Below are 16119 nucleotides of genomic sequence, written 5' to 3'. Positions count from 1 at the left end.
ATGGGCGGGATGAACAAAATTGAAGAAAACAGGCGTTACACTAATCGTTCTCATGATACTGACTCTACTAGTTGCACCCTTTCAGTCTGCCATGGCAAGCTCGGCAATTTCAGTGAAATTGTCTAATTATATCGGAAACAAAACAAGCATGGATATCTCAACAACTGGGGAATACAAGCTATCAGGATCAAATGTTGCTGTGACAAAAAGATATGACGGCAAAAATAGATACGAAGTAGCCAACAGCATCGCATCTGCTGGCTGGAAAAACCCATCAACTGTTGTCATTGTCAGTCGTGATGCATTTGATCATGCAATTTCTGTATCACCGTTAGCATACAAACTGGGCGCACCTATTTTGTATACGAATATTGAAAAACTGACGAAAACAACAGAAAACCAGCTCAAGAAAATGAAGCCGGATAATATTCTGATTGTCGGAAATACGAAAAGCATTTCAACAGCTGCTGAGAAGTCTATTAAAAAGTATGGCAAAGTCAGACGTATTAGTGGAAAAGATAAGTTTGAAATCTCCCAAAAAATCGCTAAAGAAATGGGTAACTATAAGCAAGCTGTCGTTGTCGGCGGGAACTCATTTATGAATGGGATTGCCATTGCATCCTACGCATCGAGAAAGGGATACCCTATCCTGTTAACAAAAAAAGATTCCATTCCGTCTTATAGAATGCCAAGTAAAGTGATCATCATCGGCAGTACGAAAAGTACTGGACAAAAAGTTGAAAATCAAATCAAAAAAACCTCACAGGTGACAAGAATCAGCGGTGCCAATCGCTATGAATTATCTGTGAATATTATAAAGAAATTAAATATTAATGCAGATAAAGTTTATTTGGCAAAAGCCTCTAGCTATATTTATGCGATGCCGCTGTCTCAATTGGCTGCAAAATCTAACAGTACGGTTGTGTATGTAAAGCCCGATTCTGTCACAGCGTCTTTAAAAGCACTGCTGAAGGAAAAAGGTACATATGCTTATCATCTTGCTGGCAGCACAAGTGCAATTAAAGATAGCTTGAAAAACTCATTAGCCAAACAAGTCTATCTGAAAAAAAATCAAAACTACCAATTGAATATTTCTAACGGAAAAATTTCATTAAAAGGCATAAAGACGTATAACACAGTAAGAGTTGTTCCTGAGAAATATTCAACAAAAAATGTCCTTCAAATTGCAGGAAAGCCGTATTTAGGCAGCGTAAACTTTGCAATTGAATCAGGGTATATCAGGCCGACTCTCGAAAATATTCCATTTGAAGACTATTTAAAAGGTGTAGTGCCAAATGAAATGCCTGCAAGCTGGAATGTTGAAGCGTTAAAAGCACAGGCGGTTGCTGCTAGAACGTATTCGGTGAAAAGTATTGGAAAAGTCGTCCCTGATACAACAGCCTTCCAAGTATATGGAGGATATAACTGGTATACAAATTCGACAAAAGCGGTCGATGCCACAAAAGGAAAGGTTCTGAAATACAACAATCAGCTCATTTCAGCAACCTATTACTCTAGCAATGGCGGTTATACAGAGGCAAGTGAAGAAGTATGGGGAAATGCACTGCCATACTTAGTGGCCAAAAAGGATCCAAAAGATCCAGTCAATCCATGGACACTGAAACTCTCTAAAAAACAACTAGGCACGACATGGACTGCTAGCACAGCAGCTTCTCAATGGTCTAAAGCAAAAGAGACAAATGCAGCTGACCTTGCCGGCCTGAAATCATGGCTGCTCAAAAACAAAGAAACTGCTGCATCTGATATGAAAATCGCATCGATCTCAAGCCTGACGTTCTCAGGGAAAACAAAAGGCCAGCGTGCGAAGACGGTATCGATCAAACTGACATACCATCTGAAAAACAAAACAGGCACATATTCGGTAAACAAAAGCACAACGGCAAGTATGAAGATGACCGAGTTTCGATCAGTTATGGGCGCAACAAAGGTGAAAAGCACGTTTGCGTCAGTCAAAAACAATACAAATGATTTCACGATTTCAGGAAAAGGGTATGGCCACGGCATTGGTATGAGCCAATACGGAGCCAAAGCGAGAGCCGAATCTGGAAACTCATATTCTTCCATACTCTCGTTCTACTATCCAGGAACAAAACTAACAAACTATTAAAGGGTAAAAGGAGGACATAGAAGATGCGCTCATTGATGAAAACAGCCATCCTCAGCCTCATCGCTATTTTCGTTATCGTTCCAACAGCTTTGGCAGACAATTCAGTCTCACGAATTGATGGCGGGAGCAGATATGCTGTAGCGGCAAACGTAGCGAAAAAAGGATGGGGAACTGCAAGTACAGTCGTTTTAGTAGGGAAAACTGCGTATGCAGATGCAACAGCAGGAATTCCACTTGCACACCAAAAAAATGGACCAGTTCTTTACACTAACAGTAAAAGCCTTTCTGGTGATACAAAGAAAGCCTTAACTTCATTAAAAACAAAGACGGTGATCGTTTTAGGCAGCACATCAAGTGTGTCAAACAACGTGGTCAACCAAGTGAAGAAAATGGGCATCTCCACACAGCGTATTTCAGGAAAAAACCGATATGAGCTATCTGCCAATATCGCGAAAAAAATGAAAAAGCCAGCAGGCGTCGTTGTCGTTGAGGGTTCTTTCTATGCACATGGGATTGCGATTGCACCTGTAGCAGCTCAAAAAGGATTCCCAATTCTATATACAGATAAAAAGGGACTTCGTTCTGAAATCGCTTCTGTTGCAAAAGCAAGCAATGTGAAACAAACCATTGTAGTCGGCGGAGAGAATTACGTCACAAAAGCAGCTTATAACCAATTGAAATCACCAACACGGATCAAAGGCTCGACTCGTTATGATGTCGCGGCCAATATTGTGAAAAAGTACAATATGAGTGTCAATAATACCTATGTAGGAAGAGGATTTGGTTATGCCACTTCATCTTCTGCTGCAGGCATTGCAGCGAAGCAAAACAAAGCATTGCTTCTAACGAATGAAAAGACACTGCCAAAAGTAACAAGAGCAACAGTGAGCAGTAAGAAAATCACCAAATTTACTGTCGTAGGCAGTACCAATACAGTGACACCAACTGTTGTGAACCAGCTGAAAAACCCGGCTGTTGGGAAAAAAGTATTCATTGATCCAGGTCATGGTGCGCATGATTCAGGAGCTGTAGGATACGGATTATATGAAAAGAATTTGAATTTAGATGTAGCAAAGCGTTTAAATACGAAATTAAACAACGCTGGTGCACTTGTGACCATGTCAAGAACATCAGACACATTTGATAGTCTTCAAACACGAGTGAGCAAAGGTGCGTCAGCAAATGCAGATATCTTTATCAGTGTCCATGCAAACTCAAACGATAACAGCAGTGCAAATGGAACAGAAACGTATTATGACAAAACCTATGCGGCTGCAAACAGCCTGAAGCTGGCGCAAAACATCCAGCCTAAAATGGTCAGTGCACTAGGCACAAGAGACCGTGGTGTGAAAACAGCTGGCTTCTACGTCATTAAATATTCTAAGATGCCGAGCGTTCTTTTGGAAACTGGTTTTGTTTCCAGTCCAGTAGATTCAAACATCTTGAAATCTGCTACGTATAAAGATCGATTAGCGTCAGGCATTTCAAGCGGTGTGTCAGGTTATTTTAGATAAGAAAACACAAACCTGAGGGGTGCCTCAGATACTCCTCTTAGGCTGCTCGAGAACGTACTCGGCAGCCTTTTTTCAAAAGTCCATGAAGCATCTTTGGTGAAGGGTTCAAACCAAGGAGGTTGACTTCATGCGTGTTGATAACAAATGTATGTTACTGATTGCTATTTCACTATGTTTATATACACCATCCGTTTTTGCCCAGCACACTGTATCGAGGATAGAAGGAAGCAATCGGTATGAGGTGGCGGTAAATGCCGCGAAAAGGGGCTGGCAGGAAGCGCCTGCCGTTGTTCTTGTGGGCGGTGATGCTTATGCAGATGCCCTGAGTGCTGTGCCTTATGCATACCAGCAAGGGGCCCCAGTCCTGTTAACGAATGCTGACAGTCTTTCAGGTGCTGTAAAGACAGGGTTGCAGCAGCTGAAAACGAAGCGGGTAACGATACTTGGCGGGACTGCGAGTATTTCTGAAAAAGTCGTGAAGCAGTTAAAAGCGATGAATCTATCCGTATCCCGTATTCAAGGAAAGAACCGCTATGAATTGGCAGCAAATGTGGCGAAGCACATGAAGAGTGCTAGTGCGGCAGTCGTCGTGAATGGTTCTGCTTATGCTGATGCTGTCGCGATTGCTCCATACGCTGCCAAACAAGGCTATCCCATTTTATTAACAGATGCGAAAGGACTGCGAGAGGAAACAGCCAATCTATTAAAAAACAAAGCAGTCAAGCGGACCATTGTGATCGGCGGAGAAGCAAGTGTCAATAAAACGGCTTTTCAAAAGCTTCCATCACCAGTCAGAATAAGCGGAGCCAATCGGTATGAGGTGGCTGCCCAAATTGCTAAAACGTATCCAATGAAGACAAGCCAAACATTTATGAGTTATGGGTATGCCTATGCAGATGCAGCCGCTGCGGCAAGTATAGCAGCGAAACAGGGCCAAACCCTTCTTCCTACAGACGCTCAAACGGTGCCGGATGCTATCAGAAAAGTCATCGGAGCCAAACAGATGTCAGCTTTTTCTGTGGTAGGCGGAACATCAACCGTTCAAACGAATGTCATCACGCAGTTGAAAAATGCGGTGTTAGGCGAAACAATTTTTATTGATCCAGGTCATGGTGCGCAGGATGCGGGAGCGATAGGGAATGGGCTGCTTGAAAAGAACATCAATTTAGAAGTAGCATTAAAGCTGCGGTCAAGGCTTCACCAAGCAGGTGCCCTTATTGTCATGTCGAGAACTTCTGATACATTTGACTCCTTGCAGACACGTGTCAGTAAAGGAGCGCAGGCCAATGCTGATATTTTCATCAGTATCCACGCCAACGCAAATGATAACAGCGGTGCAAATGGAACAGAGACGTATTATGATACGACATATGCGGCTGCTCATAGTGTCAAGCTGGCACAACAGGTTCAGCCTCGAATGGTCAGTGCCCTTGGAACAAAAGATCGCGGAGTGAAAACAGCAGGGTTCTACGTCATCAAATATTCTAGAATGCCGAGTATTTTGCTAGAAACCGGCTTTGTAACAAGTCCAATCGATGCGAGTATTTTAAAATCTACCACTGCAAAGGATCGGCTGGCTTCTGGAATTACAACTGGTGTGTCCAATTACTTTGACGCAAAATGAACCGATAAAAGAAGTGTCAAGTTAAAAATACATTTCATTTTTGGTTATGTTTGTTATAATTGAAACATAGAAGGTGAATGGTTTACACATAAATCTTCAAACGACAGCAAACCGACAAATCATGAAGAGGTGACGATTTTGAAAAAATTAATCACAATGCCGTTTCTAGTATTGCTTCTAGGTGTATTGCTCACAGCGTGCGGCACAACAAATCAATCAAGCGATAACAAAAAGGATGACAGCAAAAAAGAAACAACCGAAGCAGCCGATCAAAACAAAGATAAGGCTGCGGACAAAAAATCAGAAGATCAATCATCAAAAAATGAAAAATCAGATGATCAAAGTAAAGAAACAGCTGCTCAAACAGAAGAGCCAGCAAGTCAATCTGATGAAGAGGCAAAAGACAGCTCAAGCAAAGAAATTACAAAAGAAGAACCTGCTAAAGACCAATCAAAAGCTGACTCTAAAGGTGACTCTAAAACAAAGAAAGAATCAACGACTAATAAGAAAAATGAAGTCACCAAAGAAGGCACATATGTCGGTTTGGCTGATGGACATACAATTGCTGTCAACATTGATGGAAAAGAAGTAGCTATTCAATTCGGAAATACATTTTCTAAACAAGTGAACAGCTTAAAAGAAGAATCAAAAGTAAAAGTAACCTATACAAAAGATGCAAACGGAACACTTCGATTAAAAACGATCGAATCTGTAAAAGCAAAATAAAGAAAAGACCCGGAGACCCGCAGAATTGCGGGTCTTTTTTACGTTCAAAAGGGCATAACTTGATATAAGTGCACATTCTTAACACAGTTTTACAAGACTTAACAGCGCATTTACATTTGCTTAATGTTGCTCTGCTAAACTGACTTTCATAGAACATCTCTTTACACAACAACTACTTTGAATGGTGAGGTGCAGGTCAGTGAGTGCAGAGAAAGCGATGAATCTTTACAGAGAATATGAAGTGAGACGAAATCACTCTTTTGCCTTAACAGAACATATGGTTCGTTATTTATTTGCAAAACGTTTCATAGATTTAATGTTCTCGTTCATCGGATTGATGTTGAGTACGCCAATCATTTTGCTGTTTGCTCTTTTGATTAAGCTGGAAACACCAGGGCCAGCCTTTTATATGCAGGAAAGGGTCGGGAAAGACGGTGTTTACTTTAAATTATGGAAGCTCAGATCGATGAGAATTGACGCAGAAAGCGGAGGAGCGAAATGGGCGCAAAAAAATGACCCGCGTATCACCAAAGTGGGGGCATTCATCCGTAAAACAAGAATTGATGAACTTCCGCAATTTATCAACGTGTTAAAAGGAGAAATGAGTATCGTAGGTCCTCGTCCAGAAAGACCGATGTTTACCGCAGAATTTAATCGGACGATTCCAGGCTTCACAAAAAGGTTGGCGGTAAAGCCGGGGCTGACAGGTCTTGCTCAAGTAAATGGCGGATATGAAATGAGTCCAAGTGAAAAATTAACACATGACTTACAGTATATTCAAAACTTGACATTTTCTCTCGACACGAAGATTATGGTAAAAACGTTAAAAGTCATCATGACTGGTGACGGAGCCAGATAAGTAAAGTAGGGAAGAGAAATGGCAAGTATGAAAAAAAGCATGCTAGGCGGGGCAAAATGGACAAGCTTGTCCGCATTGATCATCACCATCATCCAAATTGCACAGTTCGCCTTTTTAGGGAACGTGATGTCACTCAAGGAGTTTGGACTCGTTGGCATGATCACAACTGTCACAATATTTACGCAGATTTTACTAGATCTAGGAATTGGGGCAGCAATCATTCAAAAGGAACAAACGACAGAACGTCAATTATCTACATTATATTGGATCAACCTGCTCACAGGGATTATCTTGTTTTGTCTGCTCATCCTGCTAAGCCCAATGATAGCCGCTTTTTATAACCGGCCAGAGCTAGAGGGTCTGCTCAAGCTATTATCGATCATGTTTCTGATCGCACCGATTGGCCAGCAGTACCAGTATATGATGCAAAAAGACTTAGCCTTTAAAACATTAAGCACCATTGAAGCCATTGCGACCATCATATCGCTGCTCGTTTTACTCGTTTTCGCCTTCTTCATGAATCCGATTGTCGCCTATGTCATTTCTCAAGTGCTGCTGCAATCAGGAAAAGGTCTCATGTATGCAGCGGCTTATTGGAAGAAGTGGCGTCCAGCACCTGTTTTTGCATTAGGAGAGGTGAAGGAATTTTTCTCATTCGGTGCATTCCAGCTCGCATCCAGACTGGTCAACCGAGCAGGATCAAACATCGACATGATTTTAATCGGCCGGTTTCTTGGAGCGGAAGCGTTAGGTATTTACAGCTTGGCGTATCAAATTGTAACAATACCCGTGCTGAAGATAAATCCGATTGTGACGAGAGTGGCTTTCCCGGTTTTCGCAAAAAGTCAGCGGGATCACTCCATGCTGCGAGAGGGCTTCCTAAGTATGACGAATATGCTCGCATTGGTTAGTTTTCCATTATTAATCGGCCTTGCTGCCGTATCAGATAGCTTTATAGAAGTCGTGTTTGGAGAGAAATGGCTAGTAGCGGTCCCGGTTTTAAATATATTGTGCATTGTTGGCCTTCTGCGTGTGCTGATGAATCCAAACGGTTCAATCCTTCTTGCAAAAGGGAGAGCGGACTTAGCCTTTTATTGGGATACGGGGATGCTTATCGTGTATGGCTGCGCATTATATGCAGGTGTCACTACAGGCAGTCTGCTCACAGTAGCTTGGATCTACTCAGGTGTCAGTCTGCTCAACTTTATTGTCGGCAGATGGCTTATGGCATATGTCATTCAGCTTGATATGAAGGTGTATTTAAAATCACTTGGAAGGCCTGCTGTCATGACGCTGCTCATGGCGGTCTGTGCGGTAGTTTTACATCAAGGGATGAAGCTGACATCAGCAGATATTTCACTTCAATTACTACTGACTGTTTGTGTCAGTGCTGCATTGTATGGCTTGCTGCTCATCAAAATGTATCCTCAGGCTGCAGGCAAATTATTGAGAAGAGGTCGTTCGTCATGAAGGTACTATGGCTGACAAGTGTATATCCTAGTGAAAAACATCCGAGTGAGGGCGTATTTCATGAAACGCAAGTGCAGGAGCTGCTCAAACAAGGAATAGAAGTGACTGTCATTTGTCCTAATCCAGTGAATCCGCCGGTCTTACGGATGCTCAAGTCATCCTATCGGCAGAAAAAAGAGCTGCCTGAACAGGAAGTGCGGAACGGAGTGACAGTTTACAGACCGCCTTATCGAGCGCTCCCTGGACAGCTGAAATGGGCACAGCCGAGTAAACGAATAGCGGCTTCCGTTCTCCGGGCAATGCAGCATCATCAGCTGTCACCAGATTTCATCCATGCGCACTTTGCCATGCCGTCTGGCGGAGCGGCGGCTGTCATTCAGAAAGAAACGCAAATCCCTTATCTTCTGACCTTACACGGCAGTGATGTGAACGTATATCCGAGCTATAGCAAAGGGGCACAGGCAGCCTTTGAAACGGCGGTGAAGCAGGCGTCTGTAGTTCTGACAGTGAGTGAGGAGCTGGCTAAAAAGACAAATGAGATGACGAAGGTAGAAGCTAAATGTCTTCCGCTTGGTATTCCGCTCCAATCATTTTCCAGAACGGATGAAGATCAAAAAGGCATCAGAAAGCACTTAGGTTTACCGCTTCAAGATAAGCTCGTTGTTTTCGTCGGGCGTTTAGTGAAAGAGAAGGGCTTGCTTGAATTAGCTGATGCTGTCAGCAGCATGGAGGGTGTGAAAGCAGTCTTTGTCGGAAAAGGCCCCCTTGCAAAGGAGCTCACGGAACGGGCGGGAGCATCTATTATACTCCCAGGGCAGGTGCCGAATGAGCAGGTGAGAGACTACTTAATGGCAGCTGATCTGTTTGCACTCCCGTCCTACAGTGAAGGAATGCCAACCGTCGTACTAGAAGCGCTCGCTTTAAAAGTACCTGTCATTGCAACACGGGTTGGCGGTCTCCCATCCTTATTTTCAACCTATCAACACCTGCTCGTTGAACCACGTTCGGCGAGTCAGTTGAAAGAGGCGATTCACGCCTGCCTTTATGAAAACAGATGGAATGAGCAAGTGAAAAGCGATCTTCATGAAATGGTTCATACAGAATATTCATCAGAACATAATGCGAAGCACCTCATTCAGCAATATGAGAAGGTGCTCAATCAATCAACATCCATCGTTTAAACAAGATGAAATGTGCAAAGAATGATAGATAGATAAACAGCTTGGAACGGACAATATGCTTTTACTGAGAGGATGAAAAATGTTGAAGAAAATTGCTGTGATTGGAACAGGGTATGTCGGGTTAGTATCGGGTACTTGTTTTGCTGATATCGGAAATCGTGTCATCTGCTGTGACATCGATGAATCAAAAATCAACAGCTTAAAAAGTGGTGTCGTTCCCATTTATGAACCAGGTTTAAAGGAATTGATTGAAAAGAATACAGAAGAAGGAAGACTGTTTTTTACAACGAATATTCCTGCCGCTATTAGGGAATCAGAGATTATCTATATTGCTGTAGGGACACCGATGACACCACAAGGGGAAGCAGATTTAACGTATGTGAAAGCCGTCGCTCAAACGATCGGTGAACACCTGAATGGCTATAAAATCATCGTCAATAAAAGCACAGTGCCCGTTGGAACAGGCCGTCTCGTTCAAGCCATTGTGGAAAAGGCATCGCGCAGCAAATATCCCTTTGACGTCGTATCCAATCCAGAGTTTCTCCGAGAAGGCTCTGCAATTCAAGACACGATGAATATGGAGCGGGCGGTCATTGGTTCAACAAGCACTCATGCTTCCACCATCATCAAAAGGCTGCATGATCCGTTTCAAACAGAGGTTGTAGAGACCAACTTAGAAAGTGCAGAAATGATTAAGTATGCTGCAAATGCCATGCTTGCCACAAAAATCTCATTTATTAATGACATTGCAAATATTTGCGAAAGGGTAGGCGCTGACGTTGAAAAAGTCAGTGAAGGAGTTGGGTTAGACAGCCGAATCGGGCATAAATTTTTAAAAGCAGGCATTGGATTTGGAGGTTCTTGTTTCCCGAAAGACACGATGGCTCTTCTCAAAATTGCCGAAACATCTGGGTACCGGTTCAAGCTGATCGAATCTGTCATTGAAACGAACAACAACCAAAGAGCCCACCTGGTCAGCAAATTGATGAGTGTGTTCGGTGATATTAAAGGAAAAACCATTTCTGTCTTAGGCCTCGCCTTTAAACCGAATACGAATGATATGCGTTCAGCGCCTGCACTAGATATTATCCCAATGCTGAGAGAGCTGGGGGCTTTTGTGAAAGCCTATGATCCGATTGCTTATGTAGAAGCTGAACGTGAGCTTGGCCCGCAGGCGGTTTTCAGCAACGACCTGTACGAAACAGTAAAAGATACAGATGCTTGTCTCATCCTAACAGAATGGGAAGACGTACAGAAGATGGATAAAGACCAGCTCAAGCAGCTGCTTCGCTCGCCGATTGTAATTGATGGAAGGAATTTGTTTGATCCAGCAGAAATGAAAGAGAGAGGATTTATTTACCAGTCGATCGGCCGCCCAAGTGTATGGGAAGCAGAATTGGTATCGAAGGCACAATAACAGGGGGAGCTTGGATGAAGAAAGTATTGGTTACTGGGGGAAGCGGATTTATTGGATCACATACGGTAGAGGCTTTACTAGAAAAAGGCTATGAGCCCATCGTCCTTGATAACTTTTCAACTGGATCACGAGAAAATATTGCTCATCTTTCCGTGCAATGTATGGAGGCAGATGTCACACAGCCAGCGACGATTGATTTGATCAAACAAATCGCACCGGATTATATCATTCATCTTGCAGCACAAGTAAGTGTAGCCGTTTCCGTTCAGGATTTCGTATATGACGAAGAGGTCAATATCAAAGGATCTCTGCACGTCATGAAAGCTGCGGCTGAAGCAGGAGTGGAAAAAGTCATCTTTGCCTCATCAGCAGCTGTCTATGGAGACCCGGTGTATCTGCCAGTAGACACCGCTCACCGGCTGAAACCTGGTTCACCATATGGCTTAGCAAAACTGACAGTAGAGCGGTATTTAGAAATGGCAAAATCACTCTATGATGTGGACTATTGTATTCTCAGGTACAGCAATGTATATGGTCCGCGCCAAGATGCACTTGGAGAAGGCGGTGTTGTCTCTATTTTCTCTGATAAGTTTGCAAAGGATGAGGCCCCTTTTATCTTTGGAGATGGGGAACAAACAAGAGACTTTATCTATGTGGGTGATCTAGCGGCAGCAAATGTTGCGGCTTTAACAGCCCAATCAAACGTTTGTTTAAATATTTCGTGTGGTGATTCCATCACTGTGAATGAACTGTTTCAAACGATGAAACGGGTAACGAGATCACAGCTTGAACCGATTTACAAGCCGCAGCGTGCAGGAGATATCGTGCATAGTACATTGGCAAATGAGGAAACGAAACAAGTCTTAGCATGGGAGCCTGTTGTGAGTTTACAGGAAGGTTTGGCTCGTACCATTTCCTACTATAAACAGGAAGTCAAGGCTTAATCCCTCAAATCGGATGGGTTGCTTAGGAGGAAAATGGGTATGAGTGTGAAACAAACAGCATGGCAAATCATGATCGGTTGTATATTATTTGCAGCAGGGCTAGGACTTGTACAATTGGCGTCTGCGCAGCCCGCCGGGTTAAAAAAGATCGTCGCCATTCCGGTCCTGCTTTTAGTCCTGACGGCTTTTCTCTTGTTAATGAAGCTATACATGAACGGTGAGCAAGTGTTCATGTCAGCCATATATCTTTTAATTGCATTGACCTTTCTCAACAACGCTTTCTTTTCAATTAGTGCCGGATTCTTTAGTCTTTTTCTCTACCGTATCATGCTCATTGCCGCCTTTGCTTTATTCATCTGGCGGATGAGAGATAAGGGGACGTACATATCGCAGTGGCAGCAGATTCGTGTAAAAGGCATTCTTGGTTTTTTCGCTGCATGGTTTCTTTACGGGCTCATCTCACTGCTGTGGGCTCATTCGGTGACAGATGGTCTTAAATATATGTCCCTGCTTGCTATGGGGATGGGTTTTGTCTTTCTTGTGGTCATGTACATTCAGCGAATCGATCAAGTGGTCACCTTTTATAGCATTTGGCTCATCATGACTGTATTTGTCATGGGGATAGGGTTTTATAATCACTTTACTTTGACCCATTTACCAAATACTTCATTGTATCTTGGGCCGGCGTATAAACAGCACTATCCTACAGCTGTCTTTTTTAACCAAAATGACTTTGCGACGTTTTTATCGATTAGCTTTTTCTTGTATTTAGCGTGTATGCGGCAAATGAAAAATGGTTATATCAAAGCATTTGGATTATTTGGCGCCATCGCAGCACTGTATCTCATTTTGTTAACAGAATCCCGCGCCAGCCTACTTGGCATCTTTGCAGGAGCGGCCATCTATGTGTGGCTTCTCATGCCGCGCTTTCTCAAAAAGTGGTCACTCATCACAGCCGGCGGACTTGGTGTCATCTGTATCGCTGTTTTTTCAGCCAAGATTTATTCAGTCTTTTATGACTTGTTTCTCGCTTCTCAGGTCGCGCATTCTTTTAGTGAACCACTCCCATCCAACATTGCGAGAGCGAATTTGATCAAAAATGCATGGCATTTCTTTACGGATTCATACGGGTTTGGTGTCGGAGCGGGGAATGTATCTTACTACTTAGCCCACTTTTCGATCTTTGATACAGATCAAGTCGTTGAAGTGCACAATTGGCTGCTGGAAGTGATGACGAACTTTGGATTTGCGGTCATGCTGGGCTATATCTCCGTCTACGCTTATCTCATGTTCACGCTGTATAAACAATACCAATGGGCTGACACAAGATCAGCAAAAATGATCATTGAAGGTTTGTTTGCTGCCATGCTGAGCTTTCTCGTTTCAAGTATCAGTCCTAGTTCTGTCTCGAATTTATATTTCCACTGGGTCTTTTTAGGACTCGTGATCACAGCGGTGAATATGTTGAAAAACAAACAGCGCTTGGTAAACCGTGTGTGATGCGGCGCTGGTATGGCTACACTAATGAAAAAGCAAATACGTCAATGTTGGGAGAATGAACATGTCTGGTTTCATATCTAGAATAGGGAAGCGAATCAAAAAGTATATTGTATGGCTTGTGCTGCTGCCTGTCGTATTAGGCGCTTTTGGATTCTTTTTTGCCAAAGGAACAGTGCAGCAGTCTAGTTACACAGCTGCCGTTACGCTTACACTTGGTAAATATGATGACGGAGTGTATAACAATATCGCAGAAGTGACATCTCTATTAAAAAGCGATGCATTTTTAAATGAAGCACTCAGTGATGTGAAAGAAGAAGAAAGGCAGGATGTGAAAAGCCGCCTCATCCTCACCAATCAATCAGATACACAATTACAGCTGTCCTTCACAGATGCTGATAAGGATCATGCTTTAGCTGTCGTGAAGCAGGTGTCGGATACATTTCTGAAGCAAGACAAAGCATTATTTACAAAAAGGCAGCAGGTGATTGAAAGTAGATTATCTGCTCTAGAAGACGAATCTGTCAGCAACGATTCCAAAGTAGATAAAGAGCGATTTTTATATGAATTGGAGTCTACAAAGCTTGGAATGAAGCAGGCGAAGATTGTTGATCCTGCTCAAGTTCTTGATGAAGGCAATAAAGGCATGTCAGCGAAAAAGCGGGCACTGCTTGGACTTGTCATTGGCTTTAGTATCTCGCTCATGTTTGTGGTCTTACCCGAAGTGTTCAAAGAATCTTAATGATGAACTGGAGATGAGTCTTAGGTGAACAATCAACCGTTAGTATCAATCATTACACCGGCCTATAATGCGGAACGTTATTTAACGGATACAGTTCATTCCGTCCTTGCCCAAACCTATTCTAATTGGGAACTGATCATCGCAGATGATTGTTCAACAGATGGAACAAGGAAGCTGCTTGGGGACTTAAGTGAAGCAGACGACAGAATCAACGTCATTTATTTAGAGCAAAATGGGGGAGCCGCCATCGCTAGAAACGCAGCCATCAAACAGGCAAAAGGCCGCTTTATTGCTTTTTTAGATAGCGATGATAAGTGGAAAGAGACGAAGCTTGAACAGCAGGTAGACTTTATGCTGACAAACGATTATGCCTTTACATTCACGGCGTATGACATCATTGCAGAAAATGGAGAACCTTTGGAAAAAACTGTCACTGCACCAGCAAGATTAACTTATGATGAAGCTTTGAAAAATACCATTATCGGCTGTTTAACGGTGATGCTTGATGTAGAGAAGATAGGACATGTAGAAATGCCGAACATCCGCACAAGACAGGATTTAGCTACGTGGCTGTCCATATTAAAAAGAGGATTTACAGCCTATGGAATGAGTGAACCGCTCAGTGAATACCGCATCGTTGGAAACTCGATCTCTAGTAACAAGTGGAAAGCAGCGAAAAAAACGTGGTTCGTCTACAGAGAAATTGAGCAGCTTCATTTTGTCAAAGCATCTTGGTGTTTTATGCACTATGCGACAAATGCTGTGAAGAAGCGCTTATAAACAGAAGGGAAAAAAGGTGATAAAGGTGAAAGCAGACTCGATCATACATGTTATCGTAGCGACGGGAGAATGGGGACAGGACGGCTTGAGGTACAGACGGCATCGACTGGCGGAATTTCTAGCATCTGATCCAGAAACGAAAGAGGTCATCTGGGTATGCCCATCTGCATCCCGTCATACAGCTCCCTTTCAGCCCATAACCGATCGAATGAAGCAATTGACCATTCCTGATGTGCTCAAGAGCAAATTTTTCCGCTTTGGCCGATATCAAGACATGTTCTATATTCATAAATTGACCCCTCTTCTTGAGCATTTGCGGCAGGAAGAAAAGAAGGGAATCGCTGTTTGCTTATGGTATACGTTTCCGGGCTTTCCGCTCTTATCTTCTTTATTTGAATGGAAACATATTGTTTATGACTGCAGTGACCTGTGGGGAGAGCCGATAAGCGGCAAAAATAATTTGCTTTCTTATATGAGGCAGCGTGTCATTGTGAAAGCAGAAAATCGAATCATCAAATACGCACACAGCATTACATGCTCTTCTCAATACTTACACGATCAAATCAAAAAGCGTCTTATGGGCGAACCAAAAGATGTGTTTACAGTGGAAAATGGCGTTGAGTACGATGTGTTTGCAAAAAGCAATCTTCCATGTAAGGAGGATGTGCTGCAAGGTAGAGAAGGAACTGTTCTTGGTTTTATTGGAGGCATCAAGCCGAAGCTGGATTTTGACATGATAGCAGAAGCTGCCCGTATGCAGCCTGATTGGACATTTTTATTTGTCGGTCCGGATGGAACAAATGGTGATCCATCTTTTCAGCATGCACTTAAACTGCCGAATGTGATTTGGACAGGTGCTGTTGCACCAGAAGAAGTGCCTGCGTATATGAAGCTGATTGATGTAGGCATGATGCCATACAAACAATCTCCTTACAATCAAGCCGTGTTTCCGCTCAAGCTATATGAATTTTTAGCCGCAGGAATACCGGTTGTTGGTTTAAATCTTCCGTCAACGGAAAGGCTAAAAGAGAATGATGTGTATGAATATTTAGAAGGCGAGGATCCTGCGCTCTTCGTAGAAGCCTGCCAAAAAGTGATCAGCAAAAAAGACGACATGACCTATAGACATCTAAGACAAAGCCGAGCGAAGAAAAAAGATTGGCACGCGCTGTTCACAAATATGGTGGAACTAACGAATATTAAAGAAAACGCATAATTCATCAGGGATTGTGCGTTT

At 42.9% G+C, this 16119-nt stretch carries 13 protein-coding genes; all 13 read left to right on the top strand.

Annotated elements, in window-relative coordinates:
- The first annotated feature begins 19 nt into the window (after positions 1 to 19).
- The 13 genes from MHB67_RS16345 (at position 20) to MHB67_RS16285 (ending at position 16098) form a co-directional block, all read left to right on the top strand.
- Positions 20 to 2128 carry a SpoIID/LytB domain-containing protein gene (locus tag MHB67_RS16345; protein WP_044335385.1) on the top strand — a complete coding sequence of 703 codons (2109 nt, stop codon included), beginning with the start codon at positions 20 to 22 and terminating at the stop codon, positions 2126 to 2128.
- A 23-nt stretch (positions 2129 to 2151) separates the two neighbouring features.
- Positions 2152 to 3642, top strand: a complete 1491-nt coding sequence (locus MHB67_RS16340) for an N-acetylmuramoyl-L-alanine amidase (RefSeq protein WP_065214836.1) — start codon at positions 2152 to 2154, stop codon at positions 3640 to 3642.
- Between the two features lie 127 nt (positions 3643 to 3769).
- Entirely contained in the window at positions 3770 to 5266 is a 1497-nt protein-coding gene (locus tag MHB67_RS16335; RefSeq protein ID WP_133744502.1) for a cell wall-binding repeat-containing protein, read from the top strand.
- Positions 5267 to 5395: 129 nt separating this feature from the next.
- The gene (locus MHB67_RS16330) at positions 5396 to 5992 is read left to right on the top strand and encodes a hypothetical protein (protein ID WP_243837411.1); all 597 of its coding nucleotides are present in this window, start codon (positions 5396 to 5398) and stop codon (positions 5990 to 5992) included.
- A 199-nt stretch (positions 5993 to 6191) separates the two neighbouring features.
- On the top strand, positions 6192 to 6851 hold the full coding sequence (locus tag MHB67_RS16325) for an exopolysaccharide biosynthesis polyprenyl glycosylphosphotransferase (RefSeq protein WP_024423636.1): 660 nt from the start codon (positions 6192 to 6194) through the stop codon (positions 6849 to 6851).
- A gap of 18 nt (positions 6852 to 6869) precedes the next feature.
- Complete coding sequence (locus tag MHB67_RS16320; RefSeq protein WP_342492639.1) at positions 6870 to 8321, top strand: MOP flippase family protein; 1452 nt, start codon at positions 6870 to 6872, stop codon at positions 8319 to 8321.
- Positions 8318 to 9502, top strand: coding sequence for a glycosyltransferase family 4 protein (locus MHB67_RS16315; protein ID WP_342492638.1), 1185 nt, complete (start codon positions 8318 to 8320; stop codon positions 9500 to 9502). The genes MHB67_RS16320 and MHB67_RS16315 overlap by 4 nt, the downstream gene beginning before the upstream one ends.
- 79 nt (positions 9503 to 9581) lie before the next feature.
- Positions 9582 to 10919, top strand: a complete 1338-nt coding sequence (locus tag MHB67_RS16310) for a UDP-glucose/GDP-mannose dehydrogenase family protein (protein ID WP_213404749.1) — start codon at positions 9582 to 9584, stop codon at positions 10917 to 10919.
- 14 nt (positions 10920 to 10933) lie between these two features.
- Entirely contained in the window at positions 10934 to 11863 is a 930-nt protein-coding gene (locus MHB67_RS16305; RefSeq protein ID WP_044335398.1) for an NAD-dependent epimerase/dehydratase family protein, read from the top strand.
- A gap of 39 nt (positions 11864 to 11902) precedes the next feature.
- Entirely contained in the window at positions 11903 to 13363 is a 1461-nt protein-coding gene (locus tag MHB67_RS16300) for an O-antigen ligase family protein (RefSeq protein ID WP_342492637.1), read from the top strand.
- A 61-nt stretch (positions 13364 to 13424) separates the two neighbouring features.
- Positions 13425 to 14102, top strand: a complete 678-nt coding sequence (locus MHB67_RS16295; protein ID WP_024426261.1) for a hypothetical protein — start codon at positions 13425 to 13427, stop codon at positions 14100 to 14102.
- Positions 14103 to 14126: 24 nt separating this feature from the next.
- Positions 14127 to 14882: a glycosyltransferase family 2 protein gene (locus MHB67_RS16290; RefSeq protein ID WP_044335403.1), complete on the top strand. Its 756-nt coding sequence runs from the start codon at positions 14127 to 14129 to the stop codon at positions 14880 to 14882.
- Positions 14883 to 14901: 19 nt separating this feature from the next.
- Positions 14902 to 16098, top strand: coding sequence for a glycosyltransferase (locus MHB67_RS16285; protein WP_241258047.1), 1197 nt, complete (start codon positions 14902 to 14904; stop codon positions 16096 to 16098).
- Positions 16099 to 16119: the final 21 nt, after the last annotated feature.

Source organism: Bacillus sp. FSL H8-0516 (genome assembly GCF_038635285.1).
GTDB classification, from domain to species: Bacteria; Bacillota; Bacilli; order Bacillales; family Bacillaceae; genus Bacillus; species Bacillus safensis.
This window is presented reverse-complemented; position numbering and strand designations above follow the sequence as displayed.